Source organism: Corynebacterium meitnerae, from assembly GCF_027570075.1.
Classification (GTDB): Bacteria; Actinomycetota; Actinomycetes; order Mycobacteriales; family Mycobacteriaceae; genus Corynebacterium; species Corynebacterium meitnerae.
Genome location: NZ_JAKMUS010000021.1, coordinates 22,156 through 34,049, shown reverse-complemented (window position 1 = coordinate 34,049; position 11,894 = coordinate 22,156). Strand labels below are relative to the sequence as shown.

Here is an 11,894-nt window from a genome sequence, read left to right as displayed (position 1 = left end):
TTTTAGAGGGGTTGTGCACGATTTTGGAAAATGGTGCACACGGGGGGCGAGGGCGCGAGGAGGCGGGGGGCGGGTCAGGACGGCGAGCGGAGGACGAGCACCAGGTTCGACACCGCGAACTCGCGCAGGATGGGAACGCGGGTGACCCACCACGCCCAGCGCGGGTGGTAGCGGGGGAAGGCGGCGACGAGTTCGGCGCGGCCGGTGGCGTCGAGGTGCCGAGCCCAGGCCAGGCCCTCGCGGGCGGAGACGGCGAAAAGGGAGGTACCCCACACGTTCTTAGGGGGATGACCGTGCTTCTTTTCGTAGTAGCGGCGGGCGAAGTCGCCGCCAATGTAGTGCTGCCAGAGTCCGGTTTCGTGGCCGCCGAAAGGGCCGAGCCACACGGTGTAGCTAAGAATGGTCAGGCCACCCGGTTTAGTCACGCGGAGCATTTCTTCCCCCATGGCCTGCCAGTCAGGGATGTGCTCGGCGACGTTGGAGGAGTACACCACGTCGAAGGAGCCGTCACGGAAGGGGAGAGCGGTGCCGTCGCCGCGCACGGCGCCATAGCCGGTCAGGCCAGCGGCGGACATCTCAGACACGTTGGGTTCCAAGCCGATGTACCACGTGTCCGCGAACGCATCAGCGAAGTAGCCGGGGCCGCCGCCCACGTCTAAGACGGAATGGCCGGGGAGGGGAAGGAAGGCGTCGATAAGCATGCGCGTGTCACGTGCGAGCGGGCCGTAGAACTGTGCGGGCGCGGTTTGCTCGTGGCGGAAGGCGGCGAGAAGGCGCAGGGAACGCCGCAGGGTAGCAAATCGGCGGAGGGACATTGGGGGGAGTATAGCGGTGCTACCATCGGCATGCGATGAAGATTCTCCTCCTCTGCTGGCGCGACACCACCCACCCGCAGGGCGGCGGAAGTGAGCGCTACCTGGAGCGAGTCGGCGCGCACCTGGCCGCGCGGGGGCACGAGGTGATTTATCGCAGCGCGGCGCACACGGACGCGCCACGGCGCTCCACGCGCGACGGTATTCGCTTCGAGCGCGCCGGCGGGAAATACACCGTCTACCTGCGGGCACTGTTTGCGGTGCTGCGCCATCGGCCCGATGTGGTGGTGGATACGCAAAACGGCATTCCGTTCTTCGCGCGGCTGTACTCGCGTGCGCCGGTGGTACTGCTCACCCACCATTGCCACAAGGAGCAGTGGCCGGTTGCGGGGCCGTTCATCGGGCGGCTGGGCTGGTTCCTGGAATCGCGCGTGGCGCCGCGCGTGTACCGGGGCGCGCCGTACGTGACGGTGTCGGAGGCCTCGAAGGAGGACCTCGTGGCACTCGGCGTGCGGGCCCGTGACATCAGCATCATTGAAAACGGTGTCGACCCCATGCCCGCGGATGTGCCCATTTTGCTTCCCGACGCCCGCCCCCACCTCACCACCCTCTCCCGCCTCGTCCCCCACAAACGCATCGAGCAGGCGATTGACGCGGTGCGGGACCTCCACGGCGTGGTGCTGGACATCATCGGTTCCGGCTGGTGGGAGGACCAATTACGGAACTATGCCGCCGGGCTGGGGGACCGGGTGGTGTTCCACGGGCATGTCGGCGATGACCTGAAGCATGCTTTGCTGGACCGCGCCTCACTGCACCTGATGCCGTCCGCCAAGGAAGGCTGGGGCATCGCCGTGGTGGAAGCCGCCCAGCATGGGGTGCCCACGGTGGGCTACCGGTCAGCCGGTGGCCTGCGGGATTCCATCATCGATGGGGAGACCGGCGTGCTGGTTGATTCGGAGTCTGAGTTCAAGCAGACGGTGCGGGAACTTATCGCTCAGCCGGCGGCTCTGGCGCGGCTGGGTGATCTGGCTCGTTCCTGGTCAACCCGCTTTTCGTGGGAGGAGACGGGGCGGAAGTTCGCGGAGTTGATCGAGCAACGCCAGGAGCGGTACCGCGAACCACAGACTGAGCAGGATGAGGCCGGTGCGCGGTAGCGGGCGAGCCGGGATGCCGGTGTCCTCAAGGACGTACCCGCCGTGCCCATCAGGCCCATCAGGCCGGGCAACCAGGCCCACCTGCGGGTCGGAGAAATACCACTGGGCGCGCTCCGCGGCGTCGGGGGCCAGCGTGCCGTTGTTGAACAGTACGTCCGCTACCTGCCAGCGCGGGGCGGGGCTATCCACTTGGACACCGTCCACGGTGAGTGCGCCGGATTCCACCACGTTCATCGCCTTGGTTGCGGGATCCACCACGGGCACGCCATCGGTGCGGGTGAGCAGGGTGGGGCGGTCGGGGAAGAAGACATCGCGGCCGCGGTGATCAATGTCAGGCACTGTGACCTCCACTGGTGCGAGCACCGCCAGCGCCCGTGGGGCGTCCGGGACTTGGAGGAGTGCTAGGCCCAGTGCCGCGCCAGCCAGGTCAGCGCGGGATAAGCGCGCCGCCGCCAGCACGTAGGCGGGCAAGGCGAAGGCAAGCAATTTCTGTGCATCCCGCACCAGTCCGCCTCCGGGGACGTGGCTGACAATCCAGGCTTGGAGGCCAGGAAGCAACCAGGACACCAGTGGCACCGCGAAGCCGAGACCGGCGAGGACAAGCACGCCGCGTGGCACCCGTCGCAGTGCAAGGGCCAGCACCAGGAACAGGACGATCCCAGCGAGAGCGAATCCGGTCGAGCGGGAGGCCGGCACCGCATCGGCGTTCCAGATCCCGCCCAGGCCGAGGAGGGCGCCGAGGGTACCGGCGTATTGCTCGGCGCGCGGGGCGAAAGCAGCAGCGGATTCTGGGGAGGCAGCCCCGTCAACGACCTGCAGTACCGTGGCACCCACCCACGGCAGGCAGGCCAGTACCGCAGCACCCATGGCGAGCTTTGACCGCCGCACCAACAGCACCGTGGCCAGGGCGAACAGGCCGCCGGTGGGGGTGAGCGAACATCCCCAGATAGCCAGAACACGGCCGGGCCCACGGCAGAAGGCCACCGCCGGCAACAGCCACGCCACCATGGCCAGGGACCACTGGCCCTGCAGGAGGCGCTCCACCACGAAGGGGTTCCACACCGCCACGGCCATGGCGGCGGCGCGAGTCCAAGGGGATGAGCCCAGGCGTGATCCCACCCACGCCGCAGTCCCTGCGGTGGCGGTGACGGCAATAGCCACGAAGAACGTCGCCGGCACAACCATCCCCACCACCGCCAGCACGGCATCTTGTGGCACATTCCGGGCGGCCAAGTCCCCGAAACCAAGTGACGCATGGGTGAGGTAGGGGTGGGGCAGCACCATCATGTCGCGGGTAGCCAACGCCGCGTCGGGGCGCACGAAGACGAGCCAGAAAGGCCAGGTGAGAGCCCCAACGAGGAAGGTCCCCCACGCAATGAGCAGCGCGCGACTAAGACCGCCGGACAAGAAGGATCAACCCCGTCGCAGCGGCCAGAACAGCAATCACACGGCTCGCGAGCGCGAGGAACTGCAGCCACCAGAGGATGCGGGCGCGGGAGGCGGCCTCGCTGATCAACGCATCCTGGGTACTGGCAGCTAGAGTGACCTCACCCTCAGGGCCCGTGCGCGTGGCGGCTACCACGCCGCCGGTGCGGCGTTCCACATCAAAAGTGCGTGTCACCTCGCCGAATTCACCCGAGAACCGCAGCGCGCTCAGCCCATCCACCTCAACGCGTCCGACGTAATCAAGGGGTGCGGTGGTGCCGGTGGAGACGTCGTAAAACGCAAAACTGCGGTGCTCCGGCTCCCACGGGAAGAAAAATACGAGCCCGTGCGGGGTGTCCATGGAGTAGCGGGAGATCTCCATCTGCTCATCGCCGACGGTCACCATCGCGTCTTTCTTGGGGCCGGTGACGGTGAAGACCTCGCGGGTGCCGTCGCTCCATTCCACGACATGTTCGCCGTTGGCCAGCGGTTTCATGGAGCTGATCACTGGGGGTGCCACAAAATTGCCGAGCGCCACGCTGAGCACAAATACAGCCAGGCACCACCACAGTCGCTTCATGGGTCTCCTTTACACTGGGAGTATCTCGAACCCTAGCACGCGCCTGCCGGAGCTCGAGGGCCTGCGGGCGGTCGCGGCCCTCGGGATCGTTGTCACGCATGTTTCTTTTCAAACGGCGCTCGGCTCCGCGTTTTTGGAACGCTTCGATTACTTCGTCGCGGTCTTCTTCGCGCTGTCCGCATTTTTGCTCGCGCGCGGGACGCAGAGGCCGGGCTATTATGCGCGCCGCGTCGCCCGCATCGCCCCTGGTTACCTCGTGTGCGTGAGCGTGGTCATGGTGGCGCTGCCCGCGCTGAGCGGGATCTCGCTGCGCCAGATTCTGGCCAATCTTTTCCTCGTGCAGGTCTACGTGCCCGACGGCCTCGTCGCGGGGCTGACCCACATGTGGTCGCTGTGCATTGAGGTCGCGTTTTACCTCATTCTCCCCGCCTACCTCGCCCTTCGCACGCGCGGTCGCATCGTTGCACTCATCGTTGCGGTTGTGTGCAGTCTGGTGTGGCCTTGGCTTATCGACGCCCCCGTTTCCCTCAACCTCCAAACCACCCCGCCCTCCTACGTCCCGTGGTTCGCGGTGGGTTTGGTGTGCGCGGAGGTGGAGCGCTACCGCTTTGTCCGGCAGGGGAGGAACCTGCGGTGGATCGGGCCGCTGCTTGGTCTGGCGGTGGCATGGCTGGCCAGCCGTGAGTGGGTGGGACCGCGCGGGTTGGTGCATCCGAGTCCGGCTGAGTTCAACGTGCGGATTCTGTTGGGCGCGGTGTTTGCTGCTTGCTTCCTGGTGCCGTTTGCGCTGTGGCCAGCGAAGACGGGGGTGCTGTCTAGCTCTGGGATGACCGCACTGGGAAAGTGGTCCTACGGCATCTTCCTGTGGCACGTCGCGGTGCTGGATATTGCGTTCCCGGTGCTGGGTGTCCGCGTGTTCTCCGGGCGGCCGGTGGATTTTCTCCTCGTGTTGGCCTTCACTGTGGCCGTGTCGGTGGCGGTGGCGTACGTCAGTTACGAGCTAGTGGAAAAGCCTGCTTCTCGCTGGATCCGGCGAGGCTGGCCAACACCACGCACCCGGCCAGCGCAATCGCGAGAGAATCACCCGCATAATTCCCTGCCGGCCACGGTGCCCGGGCCAGCCACAGCCCCATAACCACTGCCGAGCCCCCGCCGAGGAGCCAGGTGGGGATGAGTGTGAAACGCTTGATGGCCATCCCTGCTGCCCAGGCAATAAGGCCGAGAGGGCCCGCGCAGACACCAGCGGCCACGAGGGTGACGGCGGTGGTGAGGTAGGGGAGTTCGGTGGGGGCGGTTTCGGTTGGACGGGGGCGGCGCCGAGAAGCAAAAGCACAGAAGAGCAGCGCGATGGAGCTGAGTGCGCCACCGCCAAGGAGGCTGGCGCGGTAGAAGCCTGAACCGGCGAAGCTCATGGTGAACTCGCCGTGGACGCCGGCCGGGACACGGAAGCCCTGCATGCCGGAATCCACCGTGACGGGTTCGAGCGGGGTGTTGCCGATCGTGCCACGCAGGCCGTCGTTGAAGGCGCGGGTGGTCAGGATGATCTGCTCCTCATCGCTGGCATGGACGGTGCCGGTGAAGGGGGCCCACGTGCCGGTGGGGGCAGGCGCGCGGGTGAGCGTGACGGTCTCCGCATCGGTGACTAGTTCGTGGCGGCCAGCGGGAAGGGTGAGGGGGCCGGGGGGATGGGGGGTGCCGTCGATAAGCGAGCGTGCACTGAGCTCCCACTGGGAGTCCGCGGCGGTGGTGAAGGCGCGCTGGAGCACGTCCGTTTCGGGCAGAAGGCGCTGGAAGAAGTACGTGTCGCCGGTGCCGGGGACCTCGACGATGCGGCGCACGGATGCGTCGAGGCTTAAGCCCACGGGGTCGTGCGGGAAGAGGGTGACGGGGCCGGTGACAGTGACCGGTTCTTTCGCTGTGAGGGACAGCTCTTCCTCGCCGTCGGCGCTGGTCACAGTGAGTGTGGTGTCGTCGGTGGCGGTGATGCTGATGGGGCCTGGTGCGGCGACCTCGAGCCACGGGTCTCTATCACCGGGTGCGGGGTGCCAGAACGTGTCCTCCAGGCCGTCGACCGCGGCGGTGAGCGACTGCGCCGGGATGGCGCCGCCGAAGCTGCCCGCATCCGCCGCGGAGCTGGACGCGCGCACCGTGCCACCCGTTTCCCGCACGCCCACGCGCTCGCCGACAGACGGATAATCCACCTGCTTGTTACGCACATTGCCGCCTTCCAGTGGGCTGGCAGGCTCCGGCGGCAGATGGGCTGAGACCGGTCCGCGCAGCGTGCCGTAATTGCGCTTGACCAGGGCGGGGGTGTCCGTGATGATGTCCGCCTGTTCCTGGTCAGTGAGCATGCGCGGCTGGTAGCCAAATTCCTTGTCCAGCAGAGGCAGGATCTCGCCCCCGCCGCCCACGGTGGTCATGGCGTTGGCTGGGGCGATCATCATCCCGCGGGTGGGGTCGAGGACATGGATATCGATGTCCCCGTACCTCACCGTCGGCTCCCCAAAATCCACGGTGGTGTCGGGGTACTGCTCCGGGTCGAGGTCCTTGCGCACCACCACCGCGCCCACCCCGATAGCGCGCAGTGCCTCCGGCGACAGGGCGCTGACCTGCCCGTCCAGGCCGCGGATGGCCTCCGGATTCACCAGCGGCACCGCATCACGCACGGCAAAGGGGACGTGGGTGAGTGCCTGGATCGGCTCATCGCGCGTCCAGCCCCAGGTCTGCCGGGCAAAGGACGCCTCCGGCACGACGAGTGTGCGCGTCCCACCCATGTTGTTGTTCAGGTACTCTGCCGCGGCCAGCCAGTCCGGGGAAACCTCCTTCCACGTCCCAGTGGGCGCCAGGCGCAGGGACCAAGCCGGCGCCACCGCGATGATCGCTGCCAGCCCCACCGCCACTGCTTGTGGCACCTTCACGCGGGCGAGCACCGCCGCCACACCCATGACCAGCGGCAAGCGCACCAGCGGGTCAAGTTTGTGCAGGTTCCGGAACGGCGCGCCGGGGCCGTCGAGGAAGCCCAGCCAGGCCTGCCCAAACGGCCCGTGCGCCGCACCCATGAGTGCCACACCGAGGCACAGCAACACCACGAAATAGCCGCGCCAGGGGGAGTGCCACGCGGCCAACCCGGCGATGGCGACCGCAGCAATCACGGCAGTAGCCAGGACGAAAACCGGTTCCGCGACGAGGAGGTAGCCGGCGGTGCGCTCCGTATCCACGAAGGGGGCCCATGAGGTTGTGCCGCGGAGGATCTCCGCCAGGTTGAGCCACCGGGTGGTCACGTAGGAGGACTCGATGAAATCAGTGAATGGTGGCGAATACTTGCCCAGTACCAGCAGGGGGCCGATCCACCAGGCGCTCACCGCCGCGGTGCCAACGAGCCACCCGCCCAGGTGCTTCCACGCCCCGCGCCACAACAACAGAACAAACGCCGGCAGGCACGCCATCATCGTCGCCGTGGCATTCACCGCACCCATCAGCGCGATCGGCACGACGGCTGCGGCGACATCACGCCAGGTCAGCCGCGTTGCCCCGATGAGCGGCAGCGCCGTCCACGGCACCAAAGCAACAGGCCAGGCTTCCGAAGAAATCGCGGTCAGCGTGGTGAGCACCCGCGGACTCAGCGCGTAGAGCAGCCCCGCCACCCACGCCGGCCACAAGGCGAAGCCGAGCTTGCGCGCCACCAAGTAGGCGCCCGAAAACCCGACCCCCATGACCACGGTCCACCACAGCCGCTGCGCGATCCAGTCCGGCAGCGGGTCCGCGAGCAGGAAGAACAGCCCGTGCGGGAAGAGGTACCCATACGCCTGGTTCTGAATCTGCCCCAGCGTGAACGTGTCCGTGTACGCATGCCCCGCCGCGGCCAGGAAGCCAGCCGGGTTCACCAGCACATCAAATTTGGTGTCTGCCGCCGTGCGCCCAGGGGCTTGAAGGAACGACAGCAGCCCTAAAACAAGCCACGTATACAGGTGCGCGCTACTGGCGCGTGCCATACTCCGGGCCACCTAGAACCGCCTGGTCAGCGGGCACAGCATTGCCGGTGGGCACACGGTTCTGCCCGGAGAAACCCGCGATTCCCACGACCGCCACGATGCCCAGCACCACGCCCGTGACGGCGCTGGCAAGAACGGGGCCGAGCGTGCGGCGCGGCCACGATGCGGTGCGGTTTGTCATGGTCAAACACCCTACCAGCAGCAGAGGGTTAGGATGGAAACGTTTTCCACGACCCCCAAGGACCTCTCATGCGCGCAGCCATCACCGCTTTCATGGCACTGTTTGCTGCGTTCATGCTCAGTGCATGCTTATCGACGTCCCCCGGCACCCCCGAAACCTCCATGACCACCGTGACCGAAACCTCGGTGAGTCTTGCACAGCAGCGCGTGCCGGAGGACCTCCGCGAGCGCGTGGCGTCACTCATGGTGGTGGGTGCTGCGAGTTACGACGATGCCCGAGCAGCCCTCGAACAAGGCGCGGGCGGCCTGATCATCCCCAGCTGGGCAGACCCGCGCCTGCTTACAGAAGAAGGCCGCAACATCAATGCGTTGCGGGCGGAATTCAAGCGCCCTTTCATCGTTGCCATCGATTTCGAAGGTGGCCGCGTGCAGCGTCACGCGCAGATTCTCGGGTCCTTCCCCAGTCCGCGTGACCTGGCGAAACAGCCTAACGACGTCATCCGGGCCACCGCCTTCGACATCGGCTCCCGCCTCCGCGAATACGGCATCAACGTGGACTACGCGCCGCTGCTGGACTTAGACGTCACGGACTTGAACATTGTTGGGGACCGCGCCTTTGGCCCCTCCCCGGAACGTGTCAGCGAAGTGGCCACACAGTTTTCCCAAGGACTCGTGGATGCCAAGGTGGCGCCCACCTACAAGCACTTCCCTGGTCACGGCCGCGCCAGCGGCGACACCCACCACACCCTGGCGGTGACACCACACGTGGATGAACTCAATGGCCTGGACCTGGCGCCGTATGCCGTTGTCCTGCCGAAATTCCCCACCGCGTCTGTCATGGTGGGACACATGGCGGTGCCTGGGCTAGGCCCGAATGACACGCCGGCGTCCCTCAACCCGGCCATCTACGAGCTCCTTCGCACCGGCAATTACCCAGGCGGTTCGCCCTTTACCGGCGTCGCTGTTACCGATGATCTTTCCGGCATGCGCGCGATCACGGACCACATGTCCACCCCGGAAGCCGTCCGCCGCGCGATCGCCGCCGGCGCCGATCAGGCTCTGTGGTCAACCGGTGCAGACCTCCCCGCAGCCATCGACGGTGTGGTCGCCGCCGTCCACAACGGCGAGATCCCCGAAGAGCGCATCACCACCGCCGCCACCCGAGTGCAGCAGCAGTTTATTGACACAGAATTTTAATCTTCAACTAACCTTGTTCGGGTGAATCCCAAACATGCGTCCACGAAGAAAGCTGGCGGTTCCCGTGGCGGCAAGATTGCTGCTGGGTTCTTCGTCGGTCTTTTCGTGATCTTGCTTGGCCTGTACCTCGCGGATCTCGGCTTCAATCGCGGTACTGTGCCCCGCGGCACCACCGTCGGTGGTGTGGAGATCGGGACGATGAAGCCGGCTGCGGCGGTGAGTTTGTTGGAGGGGGAGCTGGGGGACGTCGATAAGCGTCCTGTGCTTGTGCGTGCCGGCGAGATGGAGGAGACCTTCACCCCTGAAAACGCTGGTCTCGGCGCTGACTGGCAAGCGACGGTGGAGTCCGCCGGCGTCGAATCCCTCAACCCGCTCACGCGCCTGCTTGGTTTCTTCCGCACGAACGAGGTGGAGATCACGTCCACGATCGATGCGGGCAAGCTGCAGCCTGAAATTGACCGTGTAGCTGCAGGTTTGGCGCGCGACCCGCAGGATGGGGCTGTGGCGCTCGAGGGCGGTGAGGCCAAGGTTGAGGAGCCTATCGACGGCCAGCATGTCATGCGCGATGACCTCGAACGCGCGATGACGCTTAACTGGCTCAACCCGGACGGCGTGACCGTCGAGCCGAAGCTTACCCCGCCCGCGATTGACGCCGAGGTGATCAAACAGGCCGTTGATGGCCCCGCTGCCGCTGCGCTCAAGGGGCCGCTGACCCTGCACGGCGGGCAGGGCGAGGAGAAGGTCGACGCTGTTATTGAGCCCTCGCGCATGGGTGAGGTGGTCACCTTCCGCAACGAGCCGGAGAACAAGACCATCGTCCCGGACGTCCACGCGGACAAGGCGCAGGAAATCTTCGGTGAACAGCTCAAAGACACCGTGACGGAAATGCAGAATGCCACGATCGCTGCCTCCGGTGCCGTGACCCCGTCCGCGGATGGCAACGAGATTGCCTGGGACAACGTCATGCGCGACTTCGATCGCCGCGTGCTTGGCGAGGAGCCCCGCGACTGGGACGCCGAATACCGCGACGTGCCCGCCACCTTCACCACCGAGCAGGCGAACAACGCGACCTTCAACGAGGAAGTCGGTTCCTTCACCACCGGTGGTTATTCCGCCGCCTCCGGCACCAACATCGGGATCGTGGCGCGCACCGTCAACGGCGCCGTGGTCAGCCCCGGCCAGACATTCTCCCTCAACGGCTACACCGGCCCGCGCGGTGAGGCGCAGGGGTATGTGTCTTCCGGCATCATCATCAACGGCCGCGCTGGCAACGCCGTTGGTGGTGGCATCTCCCAGTTCGCCACCACGCTGTACAACGCCGCCTACTTCGCCGGCATGACCGACGTCGCGCACACCCCGCACTCCTACTACATCTCCCGCTACCCGGCCGGGCGCGAAGCCACGGTGTTTGAAGGCTCCATTGACCTGGTGTTTAAGAATGACACCCCGCACCCGGTGAAGATCGTCACCGAATTCGGCGGCGGCCACATCACCGTCCGCATGATGGGCGTGAAGGACCGCACCGTTGAATCCATCAACGGTGGCCGCTGGGCCCCGACCTCCCCGTCCCCGCAGACCGTTTCCGGTGCTGGCTGCGTTCCCTCTGGCGGTGCCCCCGGCTTCACCACCTCGGACACGCGCATCGTCCGCGACCTGGCGGGCAATGAGATCTCCCGCGAAACCCAAACCACCGTGTACAACCCCCAGCCGATCGTCCGCTGCGGCTAGAACGGCGGAGTCGTCTCACCTGGCTTTCGTTCCAGGCCCCAGCGAGTCAGCCGCGCGATCTCCAGATCCCGCGGCATGAGCGGGTGCAGCGGCGCGCCGGGAATCTCCATGTTCACCACGTCTGCACCGTCCACGGACTCCAGCATGGACGTGCTGTTTGGTGTGACAATATGATCCCGCCGCGAATACAACGACGTGTACACCACATCCGGGTGCGTATCCGGCACCACTCGTGCCAACAACCACTCCGACCCCACCAGGTGCTGCGTGGCACTTTCCCCTAAAAGACGGTTGACCACGGCTTGTTGCTTGTTCATGACCGGTGAGATCAACTTCGCCCGCCCATCCAAGTCCGTGCCATGGAACGGCGAGCCCATCGTGACCACCCGCCGCACTTTCTCGTGCCCGCCAGCCGCGATGTACAGCTTGGTCACCGTGCCGCCCTGCGAATGCGCCACGATGTCTACCTTCTTCGCTCCCGTCGCCGCGAGCACTTTCTCCACGTTGCCGGCCAATTCGGTGACGAGCTCATCCAAGTCCCCCGTCCCATACAGCCCCGGCACGCGCATCCGCCCGTAATCAAAGCCCCACACCCAGTAGCCATGGGCGGCAAGATAACGAGCCTGCCTCTTAAAAGCACTGGTTCTGCCCTGAAACCCATGCACAAACAGCACCGGCGTGGGGTGCTCCGGCGTGAAGTCCGGATTGTTGAAGATTGGTTTGGGCAAGCGCACACGCGCCACGGTAGCACCGCGCGCTGGGGGCGCGTCCGAGAAATCTGACCGGGACGCTGCCCGTGTGAACCGGCTACCTAAATCCCGATAGT

At 66.1% G+C, this 11,894-nt stretch carries 9 protein-coding genes and 1 pseudogene; 4 read left to right on the top strand and 6 right to left on the bottom strand.

Annotated features, from left to right (window positions below):
- Positions 1–74: 74 nt before the first annotated feature.
- Entirely contained in the window at positions 75–815 is a 741-nt protein-coding gene (locus L8U60_RS10135) for a class I SAM-dependent methyltransferase (RefSeq protein ID WP_269966256.1), read from the bottom strand.
- A gap of 35 nt (positions 816–850) precedes the next feature.
- Here L8U60_RS10135 and L8U60_RS10130 point away from each other — a divergent pair, with 35 nt between their 5' ends.
- Complete coding sequence (locus L8U60_RS10130; protein ID WP_269966255.1) at positions 851–1,966, top strand: glycosyltransferase family 4 protein; 1,116 nt, start codon at positions 851–853, stop codon at positions 1,964–1,966.
- On the opposite strand, the gene L8U60_RS10125 is transcribed toward L8U60_RS10130, so the two are convergent.
- Together L8U60_RS10125 and L8U60_RS10120 are read right to left on the bottom strand one after the other, a co-directional pair.
- Positions 1,853–3,373: an MmpA family trehalose lipid delivery protein gene (locus L8U60_RS10125; protein ID WP_269966254.1), complete on the bottom strand. Its 1,521-nt coding sequence runs from the start codon at positions 3,371–3,373 to the stop codon at positions 1,853–1,855. The genes L8U60_RS10130 and L8U60_RS10125 overlap by 114 nt on opposite strands.
- Entirely contained in the window at positions 3,357–3,971 is a 615-nt protein-coding gene (locus L8U60_RS10120) for a porin PorA family protein (RefSeq protein ID WP_269966253.1), read from the bottom strand. The genes L8U60_RS10125 and L8U60_RS10120 overlap by 17 nt, the downstream gene beginning before the upstream one ends.
- Here L8U60_RS10120 and L8U60_RS10115 point away from each other — a divergent pair.
- Positions 3,970–5,106 carry an acyltransferase family protein gene (locus L8U60_RS10115; RefSeq protein WP_420840192.1) on the top strand — a complete coding sequence of 379 codons (1,137 nt, stop codon included), beginning with the start codon at positions 3,970–3,972 and terminating at the stop codon, positions 5,104–5,106. The two genes, L8U60_RS10120 and L8U60_RS10115, sit on opposite strands and share 2 nt — an antisense overlap.
- Before the next feature lie 1,129 nt (positions 5,107–6,235).
- Here the strand turns inward: L8U60_RS10115 and L8U60_RS10890 are convergent.
- Together L8U60_RS10890 and L8U60_RS10105 are read right to left on the bottom strand one after the other, a co-directional pair.
- Positions 6,236–7,963, bottom strand: a pseudogene (locus L8U60_RS10890) (alpha-(1->3)-arabinofuranosyltransferase domain-containing protein); the annotation flags it as partial.
- Positions 7,947–8,144 (bottom strand): DUF2613 domain-containing protein, encoded by a 198-nt coding sequence (locus L8U60_RS10105; protein ID WP_269966251.1) that lies wholly within the window; start codon positions 8,142–8,144, stop codon positions 7,947–7,949. The pseudogene L8U60_RS10890 and the gene L8U60_RS10105, both read right to left, overlap by 17 nt.
- A gap of 68 nt (positions 8,145–8,212) precedes the next feature.
- On the opposite strand from L8U60_RS10105, the gene L8U60_RS10100 reads away from it, so the two are divergent.
- Positions 8,213–9,340 (top strand): glycoside hydrolase family 3 N-terminal domain-containing protein, encoded by a 1,128-nt coding sequence (locus tag L8U60_RS10100; RefSeq protein ID WP_269966250.1) that lies wholly within the window; start codon positions 8,213–8,215, stop codon positions 9,338–9,340.
- Positions 9,341–9,361: 21 nt separating this feature from the next.
- Positions 9,362–11,068, top strand: a complete 1,707-nt coding sequence (locus L8U60_RS10095; RefSeq protein ID WP_269966249.1) for a VanW family protein — start codon at positions 9,362–9,364, stop codon at positions 11,066–11,068.
- Here the strand turns inward: L8U60_RS10095 and L8U60_RS10090 are convergent.
- A complete protein-coding gene (locus L8U60_RS10090) occupies positions 11,065–11,802 on the bottom strand; it encodes an alpha/beta fold hydrolase (RefSeq protein ID WP_269966248.1) in 738 nt (245 codons plus the stop codon). The genes L8U60_RS10095 and L8U60_RS10090 overlap by 4 nt on opposite strands.
- Positions 11,803–11,894: the final 92 nt, after the last annotated feature.